The 17,839-nt window shown below is 36.6% G+C and carries 11 protein-coding genes; 10 read left to right on the top strand and 1 reads right to left on the bottom strand.

Annotated elements, in window-relative coordinates:
* The 9 genes from H2O64_RS20725 to H2O64_RS20685 form a co-directional block, all read left to right on the top strand.
* The coding region (locus H2O64_RS20725) for a hypothetical protein (protein WP_187564153.1) at window positions 1-5,616 on the top strand (5,616 nt) is incomplete at its 5' end.
* A gap of 154 nt (window positions 5,617-5,770) precedes the next feature.
* On the top strand, window positions 5,771-6,181 hold the full coding sequence (locus H2O64_RS20720) for an HYC_CC_PP family protein (RefSeq protein WP_187564152.1): 411 nt from the start codon (window positions 5,771-5,773) through the stop codon (window positions 6,179-6,181).
* 100 nt (window positions 6,182-6,281) lie between these two features.
* Window positions 6,282-10,010 (top strand): efflux RND transporter permease subunit, encoded by a 3,729-nt coding sequence (locus tag H2O64_RS20715; protein ID WP_187564151.1) that lies wholly within the window; start codon window positions 6,282-6,284, stop codon window positions 10,008-10,010.
* Window positions 10,000-11,229 carry a TolC family protein gene (locus H2O64_RS20710; RefSeq protein ID WP_187564150.1) on the top strand — a complete coding sequence of 410 codons (1,230 nt, stop codon included), beginning with the start codon at window positions 10,000-10,002 and terminating at the stop codon, window positions 11,227-11,229. Before H2O64_RS20715 ends, H2O64_RS20710 begins: the two co-directional genes overlap by 11 nt.
* 230 nt (window positions 11,230-11,459) lie before the next feature.
* A complete protein-coding gene (locus H2O64_RS20705) occupies window positions 11,460-12,182 on the top strand; it encodes a heavy-metal-associated domain-containing protein (protein WP_187564149.1) in 723 nt (240 codons plus the stop codon).
* Window positions 12,183-12,200: 18 nt separating this feature from the next.
* A complete protein-coding gene (locus H2O64_RS20700; protein ID WP_187564148.1) occupies window positions 12,201-13,886 on the top strand; it encodes an efflux RND transporter periplasmic adaptor subunit in 1,686 nt (561 codons plus the stop codon).
* A 6-nt stretch (window positions 13,887-13,892) separates the two neighbouring features.
* A complete protein-coding gene (gene chrA / locus H2O64_RS20695; RefSeq protein ID WP_187564147.1) occupies window positions 13,893-15,029 on the top strand; it encodes a chromate efflux transporter in 1,137 nt (378 codons plus the stop codon).
* Window positions 15,030-15,048: 19 nt separating this feature from the next.
* On the top strand, window positions 15,049-15,438 hold the full coding sequence (locus tag H2O64_RS20690; protein ID WP_187564146.1) for a heavy-metal-associated domain-containing protein: 390 nt from the start codon (window positions 15,049-15,051) through the stop codon (window positions 15,436-15,438).
* A gap of 172 nt (window positions 15,439-15,610) precedes the next feature.
* The gene (locus tag H2O64_RS20685; protein WP_187564145.1) at window positions 15,611-15,985 is read left to right on the top strand and encodes a DUF423 domain-containing protein; all 375 of its coding nucleotides are present in this window, start codon (window positions 15,611-15,613) and stop codon (window positions 15,983-15,985) included.
* Between the two features lie 373 nt (window positions 15,986-16,358).
* Here the strand turns inward: H2O64_RS20685 and H2O64_RS20680 are convergent, their stop codons facing one another.
* Complete coding sequence (locus tag H2O64_RS20680; protein ID WP_187564144.1) at window positions 16,359-16,913, bottom strand: hypothetical protein; 555 nt, start codon at window positions 16,911-16,913, stop codon at window positions 16,359-16,361.
* Window positions 16,914-17,040: 127 nt separating this feature from the next.
* Here H2O64_RS20680 and H2O64_RS20675 point away from each other — a divergent pair, with 127 nt between their 5' ends.
* Window positions 17,041-17,829 carry a DUF3108 domain-containing protein gene (locus H2O64_RS20675; RefSeq protein ID WP_235982975.1) on the top strand — a complete coding sequence of 263 codons (789 nt, stop codon included), beginning with the start codon at window positions 17,041-17,043 and terminating at the stop codon, window positions 17,827-17,829.
* Window positions 17,830-17,839 lie beyond the last annotated feature (10 nt).

Genomic DNA, 17,839 nt, shown 5'->3' with positions numbered 1-17,839 from the left:
TTTGGAAATACTTCACATAATATTACTTGGAATGCCTCAGGTACTTCAAATCGCTATACGATTCAGTATCGTGTTTCCGAAACAGGATCATGGCTTACCATTGTCAGCAATTATGAAACCACTTCGGGTTCTTATACTTGGAATGTGCCGCAACTCTCATTAAGAGAAAACTGTAGAATACGTATCTATGATACGCAAGAGCCGTGTAAAGAAGACATCAGTGATGCCGTATTTATCATCACACCTTCGCCACCTGTTTTAACTCATCCTAATGGAGGAGAGGAATTAGATTCAGGGTGCACTTACACTATTCAATGGGATACTTCCACCTTGTACACATCTGCTAGACTGGATTATTCTTCTGATAACGGGAATACCTGGAACACCATTACAACCAACACGACTAATGATGGAGTTTATAATTGGAGAACTCCTAATAGTGACCCAACAACTACGTATTTGATACGTATAAGTAACTATAACAACACGTCGTTGTTGGATACCAGCGATAGCACATTTACGGTAAAGCCTATGATTGCCTTAACGGATGATTTTTCGAGTCTTTCACTAAACGGTTGTGATACCTTGCCAATTAACTTTACGGCTTCTTCCTGTGAAATATATTTTAATTTTTATTACAGTGAAGATGATGGTGCAACTTGGAATACCATTGCGATAGGTGTATATAAAGCCAATAATGCTATAAGAACCTATGACTGGGATATCCCCAATACGATTGACAGTAATACCGTACGGGTAAAAATAAGTTCTCGAGATCATATAATAAACGAAGACATCAGCGACAATTCGTTTAGTATTACACCTAGTAATCATATTACACTTAGCTCTGCAAATGGCGGAGAAACACTATTTGGAAATACTTCACATAATATTACTTGGAATGCCTCAGGTACTTCAAATCGCTATACGATTCAGTATCGTGTTTCCGAAACAGGATCATGGCTTACCATTGTCAGCAATTATGAAACCACTTCGGATTCTTATACTTGGAATGTGCCGCAACTCTCATTAAGAGAAAACTGTAGAATACGTATCTATGATACGCAAGAGCCGTGTAAAGAAGACATCAGTGATGCCGTATTTATCATCACACCTTCGCCACCTGTTTTAACTCATCCTAATGGAGGAGAAATCTTAGATGCAGGATGTTCCTACAACATTCAATGGGATACAGCTAGCCTTTACGCCAATCCTAAACTCGACTATTCTTCTGATAATGGAACTACTTGGAACACCATAACAAATGGAACTACCAATGATGGAAATCGGAGTTGGACGACTCCAAGCAGTATACCAACCACCTCCTATTTAGTTCGAATTAGCAACTCTGGAAATACAGCATTGTTCGACACTAGTGATGCACCATTTACTGTGAAGCCGATGGTGGAATTGACAGATGATTTTACCAATCTTTCACGTAACGGATGTGATGAATTGCCGATTAACTTTAGAGCTTCTTCTTGCGAGACACGTTTTAATTTTTATTACAGTGAGGATGATGGAGCTACTTGGAATACTATAGAGACAGATGTCATCAAATCAGGAACTTCCACAGCAATAAGAACCTACGATTGGAATATCCCTAATACGATTGATAGTAATACGGTAAGAGTAAAGATAAGTGCTTTGTACCATCCTGAAAGTGAAGATGTCAGCAACAATTCGTTTACTATTGTGCCTAGTAACCATATAACAGTCACTTCTGCAAATGGCGGGGAAACGCTTTTGGGGAACACATCGCATACCATTACTTGGAATGCCTCTAATACATCAAACAGATACACCATTCAATATCGTGTTGCCGAAACAGGACCGTGGCTTACCATTGTCAGCAATTATGAAACTACTGCCGGATCATACACCTGGAATGTACCACAACTATCATTAAGAGAAAATTGCAGAATCCGTGTCTATGATACGCAAGAACCGTGTAAAGAAGACATCAGTGATGCCGTATTTACCATCGCACCTTCGCCGCCTGTTTTAATCTATCCTAATGGTGGAGAAATCTTAGATGCAGGATGTTCCTACAACATTCAATGGGATACAGCTAGCCTTTACGCCAATCCTAAACTCGACTATTCTTCTGATAATGGAACTACTTGGAACACCATAACAAATGGAACTACCAATGATGGAAATCGGAGTTGGACGACTCCAAGCAGTATACCAACCACCTCCTATTTAGTTCGAATTAGCAACTCTGGAAATACAGCATTGTTCGACACTAGTGATGCACCATTTACTGTGAAGCCGATGGTGGAATTGACAGATGATTTTACCAATCTTTCACGTAACGGATGTGATGAATTGCCGATTAACTTTAGAGCTTCTTCTTGCGAGACACGTTTTAATTTTTATTACAGTGAGGATGATGGAGCTACTTGGAATACTATAGAGACAGATGTCATCAAATCAGGAACTTCCACAGCAATAAGAACCTACGATTGGAATATCCCTAATACGATTGATAGTAATACGGTAAGAGTAAAGATAAGTGCTTTGTACCATCCTGAAAGTGAAGATGTCAGCAACAATTCGTTTACTATTGTGCCTAGTAACCATATTGCGCTTACCTCTATAACTGGAGGAGAAGTATATACTGCAGGTGTTTCGCAATTAATTAGTTGGGTAGGTTCCCCGGAAACATCTGGGACTTATTCGATTCAATATAGAACAAGCGATACTGCTGCTTGGATAACGATTGCTTCCAATATATTTGGAACTAATTATAATTGGACAATTCCAAATACGTACTCAGAAGAAGTTTCACTCAGAGTACAAGACTATAATAACAGTTGTATCACGGTCGAAAGCGCTCATTTTACAATTCTTCCTGCAAAACCAGTGTTAACATCTCCAAATACAGATGTAACCTATTATGCAGGAGAATACAGAAGCATCACTTGGCTAGCATCGAAAATGTTTACTTCAACTGTCCGCTTAGACTATTCCATAGATAATGGAAGTACTTGGCTAAATATAACTAACTCAACATCTAATGACGGAAACCATAATTGGACTGTTCCAGCACAGAATAGTTCTAATTGTCTAGTGAGAGTAAGTAACTATAACTTCTCACAATTCTACGATGTTAGTGATACTACTTTTACCATCAAACCAGCAGTGACTATTTTAACGCCGCAAGGAGGCATTACTTCTACTGACTGGAGAGGATGTACTGTTACGTCTATAACTTTTGAACATGGTTCAAGATGGGATGATTATGGAATTCAATATAGTATAAATAACGGATCAACATGGTCTACAATAGACTCCTCTTGGGAAGCTACTACAAACCCTGCTACGTTTGAATGGGATATGAATAATATTGAAACAGACAATGCGCTGGTGAGAGTTTACCCTACAAGTACTGGAGCCACAAGCGTTTATAGTGACGTTTCAGATGCTCCATTTTCTATTGAAGAACCCATAAAAATTATCAGCGGAAATTTTGGAGGTATATTAACTGCTGGATCTTCGTATGATATTCTTTGGGAATCTGACGGAATTTCAAACTTTTATGATATTTCCTATTCCACAAATGGTGGCGCTACGTACACAGAAATTGTAACCAACTATCAAACTTCGAGTAATGTGTATGCATGGACTGTTCCTAATACTATTTCTTCAAACTGTATTTTCAAAATAGAAGATCATTTGAATTCCTGCAAAAGCAACACTAGCGACATTCCTTTCTGCATTCAGAACGATCCAGCAGTGATCACAATTACTGCTCCTAATGCTGCTTCTACAATTTTAAATGCTTGCGAAATATATACTATTAGCTGGAATGAAACAACGCCTATTCAGTTTTATAACATTCATTACTCTGTCAATAATGGAAGTACTTGGGTATCTATTATAACAAATTATGAAACTACTTTAGGTGCCTATGATTGGACTATTCCGAATATATCAAGTGAAAATGTTTTACTGAGAGTCGCTTCATTTACGAATCCAAATACTTTTGATGTTACAGATGAGTCTTTTACCATACAAGAAGAGATTTTGAATACAGTAAACATTAAAAGCTCTTCTCAAACAGACATTTGCTCTGGAGAAAATGTAGTATTCACAGCAATTCCTCAAATTTCTGATGATGTCTTACAATATCAATGGAAAATAAATGGCGTAAATACTGGGACTAACAGTGATACTTTTTCCAGTAATACATTAGTTGCAGGAGATGCTATTTCTTGTGAAATTACAACAGCTTACAATTGCTATTCAGTAACCAGTATAACATCTAATACAATAACTATAAATTCTGTAACTCCAATTGCAACACCAGTAGTGACAATAAGTGGTATTGATCAAGGTATCATTTGTAACTTTACATCAACTACGTTAACTGCAAATGTTACTAATGGAGGCGTAGACCCTAACTATCAATGGAAAATAAATAATATAAATGTAGGGTCTGATAATCCACAATTTTCGACTACTAATTTACAGGTTGGAGATGTTGTTAGTTGTGAAGTTACTACAGATTTAGAATGTGTATCTGTACAAACAGTTACTTCTAATGTGATAACAATAACTACTATTGCTCCAGGAGCTCCAAGCATTCCAGAAAATCTTTCTGGAGCTGTTCTTATTACTCAAGGAACATCAGAAACATATACCATTGATCCTGTTGTGGGAGCCACTTCTTATGAATGGAGGTTAGCAAATAATGGATGGACTGAAAGCACGCTGACCAATCAAGTTACAATTCCTAATATTATGCAATCGGGAACTTTATATGTTTCCGCGGTAAACGAATGTGGAAGCAGTATTGAAGAAACATTATTTATCAGGACTACTCCCGCAACACCACAATTCACATTAGCATTAAAGGTGTTTTTACAAGGTGCTGCTCTCAATCCAAATACAGGAGAAGAAGACTTAATGCGTGATGACCTAAGAGTAACAGGATACTTGCCAACCAAAACTCCTTATAACGACGGAATTATTTGTAATTTTTCAGTGTTTAATGTCACAGGAGAAGATGCTATTGTCGATTGGATTTGGGTAGAACTTCGAGATGCTAACAACAATTCCGTTCAATACGCTCGCTCAGCACTATTACAACGTGACGGTGATATTGTAGCTATAGATGGTATCTCAGCATTAAACTTTTCAACCGCAGAAGACACCTATTACATTGCTATAAGACACCGTAATCATTTAAGTATTATCAGTAGTGTAGCATTTACCTATACTTCAGGTATTAATACCATTGATTTTACAAATAGTAGCGCACAGATTACGTATGGTAGCAATGCTCAGACTACCTTCGGAATGCCAAGCGGAAAAGTAGGAATGTGGGCAGGAAATGTAGATGGAAACACAGGAGTGCAGTATTCTGGAACCAATCCAGATACTCCAAAAATCTTATCAACGGTAATCAATGACGTTGGTAACTTCCTCAACTTACCAACGTATGCTATTAGCGGTTATACCTATGATGATGTTAATATGGATGGTAATACACAATATACGGGTACAATACCTGATACACCTTTCATTCTTCAGAATGTATTGGCGCATCCAGGAAACTTTCTAAATTTTAGTACATATCAAATTAATGAGCAGTTACCTGAAAACTAATAAGTAAAAAGGGATAACAACAATACCTATGAGTAACTTCAATAGAGATGTTAGAAATAGTTAACATCTCTATTGATGCTTTATAAGCATTCCGTAAAAGCGAAGCGCGTCTAAAAATCGAACAGTCAAAAAAAAATCGTACTTTTACAGCTTCATGAAACAGTTTCTAAAACATATCAGTGTATGCGCAACAGCCTTATTAGTGCTGTTCTCTACATTTTCATTCACCATCAATGAACATATTTGTGGTGGTGAAAAGGTAAGTTTTGCCATTGGTATAGAAGCAGAAACCTGTGGTATGGAAGTAGAAACTTCAGCTTCCGAACACACTACAGTACAACAAACACCGTGTTGTAGTGACATCAGCACCTTAATTCAAGGACTCGATGAATTACCATCACAAGACACTTTTGTAAACACAACACAAACATTCATTACGGCATTTGTATACAGCTACATTTACATTCTTTCAGAAGAAGACACAGAAAAAGCTGTATATACACCTTACAAACCGCCACCACTGGTCAAGGACATACAAGTGCTTGATGAGACTTTCCTAATTTGATACATACTACGAATGTTGATTTCCTATTGAATTAATTCAAACTGGAAACACAACTGTACTCCTATTTTAAAATCATTCGTATGTATAAATATCAATACTCATGCTCAATAAAAGTATTAAGTTTTTAATAGAAAATAAGCTTGTCGCGATGTTGCTCCTCCTCCTTTTTATCGGTTGGGGAACTATAAACGCGCCGTTTAATTGGAACACAGGCTTTTTACCTAGCAATCCTGTTGCTGTTGATGCCATTCCTGACATTGGTGAAAATCAACAAATAGTATTCACAAAATGGAGTGGACGATCGCCACAAGACATTGAAGATCAAATCACCTATCCGTTAACGACATCGCTGCTTGGAATTCCAGGCGTAAAAACGATTCGTAGTTCTTCTATGTTTGGGTTTTCAAGCATCTATATCATTTTTGAAGAAGATGTTGAATTCTATTGGAGTCGCAGTCGTATTCTCGAAAAGCTCAACTCCTTACCTACCAACTTACTACCAGAAGCTGTAAATCCTACATTAGGACCAGATGCTACGGGTTTAGGGCAAATATTTTGGTATACACTTGAAGGACGTGATGAAGCTGGAAACGTCACAGGCGGTTGGGATTTACAAGAACTTCGAAGTATTCAAGATTATTACGTAAAATATGCCTTATCCTCTGCGAGTGGCGTATCAGAAGTAGCATCTATTGGTGGATATGTTCAGGAATATCAAGTAGATGTCGATCCAGAATTGATGCGTCAATACAATATAGGATTAGATCAGGTTGTAAAAGCAGTCAAAGAAAGTAACAAAGACATTGGAGCGCAAACCTTAGAAATCAACCAAGTTGAATATTTAGTGCGCGGTTTGGGCTATATAAAATCGATTGAAGACATCGAAAATGCGGTCGTAACCTCTAAAAACTTTACGTCCATCAAAATCAAAGACATTGGAAACGTCACTCTAGGACCTGCAACACGCAGAGGAATTCTAGACAAAGAAGGTGCGGAAGTCGTTGGTGGTGTTGTCGTAGCAAGATATGGCGCGAATCCGATGGAAGTGATCAACAATGTAAAAGAAAAAATTCAGGAATTGAGCGCAGGATTGCCATCCAAAATATTAAGTGATGGTCGCACCTCACAACTAACGGTGGTTCCGTTTTACGACAGAACAGAATTGATCAATGAAACGCTCGAAACACTCAATGAAGCGCTAACCTTAGAAATCTTAATTACCATTTTGGTGATTATCATAATGGTATTCAACTTGCGCGCGTCTATCTTAATAGCTGGATTGCTTCCAGTTGCCGTTTTGATGGTGTTTATAGCGATGAAACTATTCAATGTGGATGCAAATATTGTAGCATTGTCAGGAATTGCCATTGCGATTGGCACGATGGTCGATGTCGGTGTGATACTTTCCGAAAATATCATAAGGCATGTCGATGAAGACAAAGAAAGTTTGCCTATAAATACCTTAGTTTACAACGCAACAACGGAAGTTTCAGGAGCCATTGTAACCGCAGTAATGACCACAATTATTAGTTTTATTCCAGTATTTACAATGATTGGCGCCGAAGGAAAACTATTCAGACCCTTAGCCTTTACAAAAACATTTGCACTGATTGCTGCTTTGGTCATCGCACTATTTTTAATTCCACCATTTGCGGCGGCTATCTTTAAGAAAGTAAACATTAAAAAAACGACAAGCTATCTTTTAAATGGTTTATTGATCGTTCTTGGTGTAACAACCATGTTTTATGGCTATTGGATTGGAATTCTATTGGTTGGTTTTGGCGTTGTAGCATTTCTAAAAAGAAACCATATCCTTACCGAGAAAAAAGCAAACTTCATCAACATTATCATTTCTGCATTGGCGATCGTATTTCTCTTGGCAGAACATTGGAGACCATTAGGAGTTGATAAAAGTATCCTGCTAAACCTTCTTTTTGTTGGGATTATCTGCTTTGGACTCTTAGGTATTTTTATGCTATTCCAAAGGTATTATACTCGAATTTTAAACTGGGCATTGCACAACAGGCTCTTATTTTTAAGCATTCCGACTTCCATTGTAATATTTGGTTTTTACATTCTTCAACATACAGGAAAAGAATTTATGCCATCGCTAAATGAAGGTTCTTTTCTACTAATGCCAACATCAATGCCACATTCGGGCGTGGAAGAAAACAAACGTGTATTGCAACAATTGGATATGGCTGTGGCGAGCATTCCCGAAATAGAAACTGTGGTTGGAAAAGCAGGTCGTACAGATTCTGCCTTAGATCCTGCGCCAATGTCCATGTATGAAAACATCATTCAGTACAAACCTGAATACATGCTGAATGCTGCTGGAAAACGACAACGCTACAAAGTAAATGAAGATGGGTTGTTTGAATTAAAAGATGGTCGTTTAATTCAAAATATAAATGTCAGTTCGAGCGCAGTCGAGAACAAAGTAAGTACGCTCGATGTGACAACAGCACAACTCATCGAAGACAATAATGGCGAATTCTACCGCAATTGGAGACCACATATCAAATCGCCAGATGATATTTGGAATGAAATCATAAAAGTGACCAAATTACCTGGTGTTACCTCCGCGCCAAAATTACAACCGATTGAAACCCGATTGGTCATGCTGCAAACCGGAATGCGCGCTCCGATGGGAATTAAAGTAAAAGGACAAAACCTAGCGCAAATAGAAGCTTTCGGTGTACAACTAGAAACGATTCTAAAAGAAGTTGAAGGTGTCAAAAAAGAAGCGGTCTTTGCAGATCGTATTGTTGGGAAACCCTATTTGCTCATTGATATAGACAGAGAAAAAATTGCCCGCTATGGCATCACCATCGAAGAAGTGCAAAATGTACTCAAAGTAGCTGTTGGAGGAATCGTATTAACGCAAACCGTTGAAGGCAGAGAACGTTATGGTGTTCGTGTGCGCTATCCACGAGAATTACGGAGCAATCCTGAAGATTTAAAAAGTATATACATTCCTGTGGAGAAAGGCAGTCCGGTTCCACTAAGTGAATTGGCAACGATTCGCTACGAACAAGGTCCGCAAGTAATTAAAAGTGAAGACACATTCTTAGTCGGGTATGTATTATTTGATAAACTAGCTAGTTTTGCAGAAGTAACTGTTGTTGAAACGGCACAAGCGGTCATTCAAGAAAAAATAGATTCAGGTGAATTAATAGTTCCAAAAGGAATCAACTATCAATTTACAGGAACATACGAAAATCAACTCAGAGCCGAAAAAACATTGTCCGTTGTCGTGCCATTAGCGTTAATCATTATCTTTTTAATTCTGTATTTCCAATTTCGATCGGTCACTACTTCCTTAATGATTTTTACAGGAATTACGGTTGCCTTTGCAGGCGGATTTATCATGATATGGCTCTACGGGCAAGAATGGTTTTTAAATTTCAATCTCTTTGGAGAGAATTTGAGAGAACTCTTTAATATGAAAACCATCAATTTAAGTGTGGCGGTTTGGGTCGGTTTCATTGCCCTATTTGGAATTGCAACCGATGATGGAGTGATTATGGCAACCTATTTAAAGCAAACCTTTGCGAAAGTGCTTCCTTCTGACAAAAAAGGAATCCGTTTGGCAACCATAGAAGCCGCTGGAAAACGCATCCGACCTTGTTTAATGACGACAGTTACAACTGTATTAGCGTTGCTTCCAGTATTAACTTCTACGGGAAGAGGAAGTGATATTATGATTCCGATGGCGATTCCAATTTTTGGCGGTATGATCATCGATATTACCTCCTACTTTATTGTGCCTGTTTTATATAGCTGGCGCGAAGAAATTCAATTAAAAAAGAACACTCATGAAGCATAAAAACGTATATATAATCACTTGTCTATTGTTGTTTCAAGTTACACATGGGCAAAGCTTAGAGAACTATCTGGCGGAAGCCGAAAAAAACAGCTCAGAAATTTTAGCCAAACAATTTCAATACGAAAGTGCGTTGGAAAAAGTGAATGAAGTTGGAAGTTTACCCAATACACAATTGGGCGTTGGTGTGTTTGCGCAAGCCGTAGAAACCAGAGTGGGTCCGCAAAGAGCACGTTTCTCGGCGAGTCAAAAAATTCCTTGGTTTGGATTGCTTAGCGCGAAGAAGGAAAATGCAAAACTATTGGCAAATGCAAAAGAAAGTGAAATCGATTTTTTAAAAAGACAGCTTTCGCTGAATGTAAAATTGGCGTATTACGAATTGTACACATTGCAACAAAAACACACGATTACGAAACAGCACATCGAAATTTTAGATACGTATGAAAAGTTAGCATTGAACGAACTCGAAAACAATCGCACAAATATGGTGGATGTGTTGAACATTAAGATGAAGAAGAACACCTTATTACAACAATTTCAAGAGATTTCTGAGAATATTCAAAGTCAAAAAGTAACCTTTAACCTATTGCTAAACAAACCTGTAACGACCGAAGTTTTAGTATTAGATTCTTTAAAAGTACAGGAAGTAGGCTTTTTTACGACCAAAGAAGCTATTGAGATGAATCCGAAATTACAGCAATTGGATCATTTAGAAAATGCCTTGCAACAATCGGAAATCGTAGCCAAGAAAGAAGGAAATCCGTCCATAGGTTTCGGACTCGATTATGTATTAGTGGCAGAACGTTCGGGCATTTCGCTTCCCGATAACGGAAAAGATATCATTATGCCAATGGTTACGGTGTCGATTCCTTTATTTAATAAGAAACACATCGCGAAGCAAAAACAATTACAACTAGAACAAGAAGCGATTTCGCAAACAAAAATTACCGTAAAAAATCAATTATTAATTGCGTATGAACAAGCTTTAAATACATTGAAAAATGCAAAAGAAAGCATTCGGACACAAGACGAAAATATTTTACAAGCCGAACAAGCCAAAGAAGTGATTTTAGCAGCGTATCAAACTGCCAAAATGGACTTTGAGCAGTTATTAGCCTTAGATCAGTTAGCACTAAGTTTTGAATTGCAAAAGGTAAAAGATCTCAACGTATGTTTTTCCAATAGCGCGATTCTAGAATTTTTAACAACAGACACGAAATAAAAAATTAAATTAAGAAATAATGAACAGTATTCGTTTTCCCTCTTTTATGCAGTGTAGTACTATTGATACGTTAAAAATTTCTGAAGCCTTGGAAGAAATTTAGGATCAATAGTACGGTTTTAGTTCTTTTTAAAGAAGAACTAAAAACACCTCATAAAAGTTCCCTTTCTTTTGGTTCGTTTTCTTTGGGAAAGCAAAGAAAAGAACACATAAAATAAATGTTTATAAAAATGAAAAAAATATATAAAATCACAGGAATGACTTGCAACGGTTGTCGCAGTCAAGTCGAAAAAATCTTGAACGGTTTAGAAAGCGTGACTTCTGCAACGGTGAATTTAGAACAGTCAGAAGCTATCATTGACGCTTCTCCTCTACCCGATTTGCAAACATTACAAGCTGCTTTACCTGAAAAGTATACGATTCAGGAGCAAACTCAACATGTATTTACACAGGTTGAAACTACCGAAGAAAAGAGTGAATTACAACAACTTTTCCCGTTGTTTTTAATCTTCTTATACATCACAACGGCAACTGTGTTAATGAACCTCAATGATTGGTCAGTTTCTGAATTTATGCTCGATTTCATGGGACTTTTTTATGTAGTCTTTAGCTTTTTTAAGTTTTTAGATTATACCGGATTTCCAAAATCGTTTCAAATGTACGATCCGTTAGCAAAGCAAATTCCTGCGTATGCGTGGATCTATCCGTTTATAGAAATTACGCTTGGTATATTCTTTTTATTCAGATTCCAAATTCCAATGGCGTTGATCGTTACAATTATCATTTTAGGAATTACAACCATTGGCGTGACTAAAGCATTGTTTGACAAAAAAGCGATTCAATGTGCTTGTTTAGGAACTGCTTTAAAATTACCAATGACGAAAGCTACGTTTATTGAAAACTCAATCATGCTCGTGATGGCAGTTTGGATGTTGGTTAAATTATATAGTTAATGTTGAAATAAAAAACAGATGAAAAAGTATATCATTTATATCGTTTTAATTGTTGTCGGAATTGTCATTGGAAAGTTTGTCTTTTCTGGCGAAACAGCCGAAACACACACGCATGAAACAACTGCGGAAGCTTCCAAATGGACGTGTTCTATGCATCCACAAATTATGCTCACGGAAGCTGGCGATTGTCCAATTTGTGGAATGGATTTGATTCCTATGGAAGAAAGTAGCACGAAATTGTCTTCGGATCAATTTCGAATGTCTAAAAACGCGATGGCATTGGCAAATATTGAAACTACAAAGATTTCTGAAGGAACAGCTGCAGATACTGCAATGAAACTCACAGGAACGATTGAAGCCAATGAAAAGACAAACGCTATCCAAACGGCACATTTTGGTGGACGTATTGAAAAATTATATGTAAATATTACAGGTGAAGAAGTTCGAAAAGGACAGCGAATCGCCTTGATATATTCACCTGAATTAGTCACCACACAACAAGAATTGATTACTGCCATTCGCATGAAAGAATCGCAACCAGCTTTATACAAAGCAGTTCGGAATAAGTTAAAACTATGGAAACTTTCCGAAGCGCAAATTCAACAGATTGAAACTTCACAAAAAGTGTCTTCGCAATTTCCTATTTACGCAAGTGTTTCTGGCGTTGTCACGGAAAAAATGGTCTCAGAAGGAAATCACATTATGGAAGGTGGCGCATTGTTTAAAGTCTCTAATTTGAATACAGTTTGGGCAAGTTTTGATGCGTACGAAAAGCAATTGTCTAGTTTGAAAAAAGGAGATGAAATTACGATTACGACTAATGCAAATCCAAATGAAAAGATTTCTGCAAAGATCACATTTATTGATCCTGTATTGAATACCGCTACGCGAACTGTTTCGGTGAAAGTAGAATTGAACAATCGTGATGGGAAATTAAAACCTGGCATGTTTGTTACTGGTTTGTTAGCTACCAATACAGCCAAAAGTACAGTGTTGACCATTCCGAAATCGGCAATTTTATGGACAGGAAAACGTTCGATTGTCTATGTAAAAACATCTGCCAACGAACCTGTTTTTGAAGCGCGAGAAATTACCTTAGGAACTGCAATTGCAGACAATTACGAAGTCGTTTCTGGACTTACTGCTGAAGACGAAATTGTCACAAACGGAACATTTACTGTGGATGCAGCCGCACAATTGCAAGGCAAAAAATCGATGATGAATGCTCGGAAGGAAACTTCAACAAAAAAAGAACCTACAAAATTGGAGTTTGATGCAGCTTTTGAAAAATCGTTTCAAGCTTCTATAAAAGCTTATGTTGAACTAAAAGATGCATTGGTGCAAAGCGATGTAAAACTCGCAGCAGCAAAGAGTGAAGCCTTCCGAAAAGCATTGGAGCTATTAACCATTCCACAACGAGATGCTTCAAATATGTATTGGTCAATGCTACATAAAACATCGAAAGGAATCAATAAAGATGTTACGATTGAAAAACAACGTGAAAAATTTCGAATCATTTCAAACCATATTATAGAAATGGTTCAAAATTTTGATACATTAGACCAACAACTTACGGTACAATTTTGTCCAATGGCAAACAATGACAAAGGCGCCTATTGGTTGAGTACTGAAGAAAAAATCAGAAATCCGTATTTTGGCGATATGATGTTGACATGTGGAGAAGTAAAACAAGTATTGAAGTAAGATAACGTGAAAACTAAAGGGAATTTAAAAGAAGTAGCGACTGTTTTTTTAAAACTAGGCATGTTTGCATTTGGCGGTCCTGCGGCACATATTGCCATGATGGAAGATGAAGTTGTCAGTAAACGAAAGTGGATGACACGCGAACATTTTTTAGATTTAATGGGCGCTACCAATCTTATTCCTGGTCCAAATTCAACCGAAATGACGATGCATTGTGGTCATGAACGTGCAGGTTGGAAAGGACTATTTGTTGCTGGTATATCCTTTATTTTTCCTGCCGTTGTATTTACAACAATCTTAGCGTATTTGTATGTGAGTTATGGAAAGTTACCGCAAATTGAACCTTTCTTGTACGGCATAAAACCAGCCGTAATCGCAATTATACTTTCAGCAATCTATAAATTAGGTAACAAAGCATTAAAAAACTGGCAATTAGCCGTCATTGGTATGGCAACCGTGATCGCTTCCGTATGTGGAATTAATGAAATTACCATTATTTTATTAGGTGGTTTTATAGGATTAATATGGTTAGGCGTTCCGAAAATGTCTGATAAAAAATTGAATGTTTTCGCGCCTGCATTTCTAATCTCGTCAGGAATAGCCTTGACTAAAACAGTTACGAATGCCAAACTTTTTTTCGTATTCTTAAAAGTTGGCGCTATTTTATTTGGCAGCGGATACGTTTTAGTTGCTTATTTGGATGCTGAATTGGTTGAAAAACTAGGATGGCTTACAAAATCGGAATTGTTAGATGCTATTGCTATCGGGCAGTTTACGCCAGGTCCAGTATTATCTACTGCATCCTTTGTCGGTTATCAAATTAATGGAATTTGGGGCGCACTCGTTGCGACTTTAGGAATCTTTTTACCATCCTTTATTTTTGTATTAGTATTGAATCCGATTGTGCCAAAATTGCGAAAATCGAAATTAGCTTCTGGTTTTTTAGACGCTGTGAATATTTCGGCAGTTGGAATCATGATTGGTGTTACGTATCATTTATCAGAAGAAATTCTTATCAATTGGCAATCTATTACAATCGCAATCATAAGTATGGTTTTGGTTTTTTATTATAAGAAACTGAATGCTTTTTGGATTGTGATTATAGGAGCCATTTTAGGTTATATTTTATATCAACTATTTTAATTTTTAAATTTTTAAAACAATGAAAAAAGTAATTTTAAGTCTATTAGCAGTTGTTTCATTAACAGTGATTAGCTGTAAAAATGAAGCGAAAACAGACGTAAAAACAACAACTGAGCAAGGAAAGGATTTAGCCGTGGCTAATTTTGGCGTACGCGGAAATTGTGGAATGTGCAAAACTACCATTGAAAAAGCGGCTAAAAGTGTGGATGGCGTTGCCGAAGCAACTTGGGACATAAAGAAGAAAAGTATTCAAGTATCGTATGATGCAGCAAAAGCGAATGAAACCGATCTTCGCGAAGCAATTGCGGACGCTGGTTACGATACAGACAAAGAAAAAGGAAATAAATTAGCGTATAAGAAATTGCCAAAATGTTGTCAATATTCATCTGAGATGGAAATGAATCAGTAGCGCGTACAACATATTAGCACTATGGCACTATAAGTTCTGGTCCTTTTGTTTCTGTTTTCTTTATGCGAGCAAAGAAAATGAAAAATTAATAACTAAAAATTTCCATAAATGCTTTAATAGTAATTTTTAGAATAATTTGAGAGAAGCAACTATTATCTTTTACCTTTGCGCCATGGAAAAATACGTATTATTAATTGCGGCTTTGTATGGCGCATTGGGAATTATTTTTGGAGCATTTGGTGCGCATGCATTGAAGAAAATTTTATCAGATGATTTACTAAAAAGCTTTGAAACTGGCGTAAAGTATCAAATGTATCACGCTATTGTATTATTGGTGATCGGATTTCAATTTTCGTTTACGGAAAGTTTAGAAACTGCGATTGCATGGTGTTTTATTGCAGGAACGTTTTTGTTTTCGTTTAGCATATATGGTTTATGCATCAGCAGCGCAAAAGGCAAGAAACTACGCTTTTTAGGTCCAATTACGCCACTTGGCGGACTGTTATTAGTGATCGGTTGGATTTTATTGGGTGTTTCTTTTCTTTAAGAATCACTAATGTAATGTGAGTTCGATATAAGTTTCATTTAAATGAAATTTTGTCAACACTTCCCATATGAAATTTAAAATACTAAAAATCAGTTCTTTATTTTAGTTCGTGTCATTTTTATTTCAAATTGCAGAACTCATGAATCTTCGATTTCGTTTTCTTTGCTCGCACAAAGAATACTGAATCTAGTTCAGCACAGGCTTCAACAAAAGAAAGTGCGCTTTCCCAGAGGTATTTTTAGTTTTTCTTTTATTGAAAAACTAAAACCGCATGAATTTTTCTAAATTTTCTCCAAGGCTTCAAAAATTCTTAACGAAAAATTCCTGCTATACTGCGGAAAAGAAGGAATCGGTTTTCAAATTTTATATCGAACTAAGGGTTAGTATAAGCACGTTTGAGTTCTTGCAACGTTTTGTTAGAAGTAATTAATCCGTTGATGAGAAAGTTTCGTAAATCGTCTAAATCATCATGTGGAATGTACTTTGCCCATTTGGTTTCTGTGGTAATCGCTTTTAACTGTCTCAATACTTTCCGAGTTTCATCTGCGGTACGCACAACATAATCAGAAGTGTATGTAGGTTCGTTTTTATGAAAGTATTCGTATTTGTTGGTGAATTCACTCTTTTTGATGAAGTATAATTTTTCAACTTCATTATCCCTATAAAAACTTGACCATTTGGCAAAACCTACTTTAGTTGTATTCCTGAAATTAGTATTTTCTTCTTCCGTTTGCAATCGCCATTTGCAAGTAGCAGCTCTTCCCCAATGTGAAGAAATGCGATATACACCTTCTTCTGTATAAAAATACTGACTACCAGATCGGCTTGTGTAATTTGGCTTTTTATCCTTAATGATTTCAATAGCAACCGTTTTGAAAATACAATAGGTGTTTTTGAAAAAGTTTTGTTTATGATATTTTAATTTCATCACTAAAGTGTAATGGTGTATTTTTGCCAAAGCTACAAAATGTAATACGATGTTTTGTACACATTAATAAGGTTTGGCACAATAAGTGATTTATGCTGCGTTAATATAAAGAATAAAGAACTCAATAATGAAGAATATAAAAAAGATAGTTTGTCTGTTTTTGGTACTATGTATGTCTCAAGCTGTTGCTATTGCTCAAGAAAGCTTGGCTTTTAAAGATGGCGAAAAACTAACGTTTACAGCATCTTATAAAGTGTCGGGCTTAATGACAGAGTTAGCGCAAGTGAGCATGGAAACATCAGAAGTAAAAACATCAAGTAGTACATTGTTGCATTTTAAATGTCGTGCAAATACTTATAAAAAGCTTGATGCATTTTTTAAAATTCGTGATGTTTATGAATCGTATGTAAGCAAATATTCATTACTTCCTTTATTGTACAAAAGAGATATCCAAGAAGGCGGTTATAAGAAGAAAATGAAGTATGTGTACAATCAGAAGACAAAAACGATAAAAAGTACACAAACCAAACGCAGAGGAAATGGTACTGATTGGGTTCAAGATAAAAACTTTAGCTTTAGTAGCGGAGCAATGGATGTAGTTTCTACGTTATATAATTTAAGAAACTTACCTATTGAAAACGCTAAAATTGGAGATACTAAAACGTTTAAAATTTTGTTTGATCGAGAAGAAACATCAATTACCATTAAATTTGTTGGAAAAGAAACGATCCGTGCTGGAAACTTAGGGCAAAAAGAATGCTATAAGTTACAAGTATTGACTTCGGGTGATTTTTTAAAATCTGGAACACTTTGGTTAACAGCTGATGCAAACAAAATTCCTGTACAAGCACGGTTTACCATTCCTATCGGAAGCGGAACGTTACAATTAACAAACGCTACTGGCTTAGCTAATTAATCATTAAAAC

It is taken from the genome of Kordia aestuariivivens (assembly GCF_014397005.1).
Classification (GTDB): Bacteria; Bacteroidota; Bacteroidia; order Flavobacteriales; family Flavobacteriaceae; genus Kordia; species Kordia aestuariivivens.
Note: the sequence above shows the minus strand (reverse complement) of the source record. Positions and strands in the feature narration are given on the sequence as shown.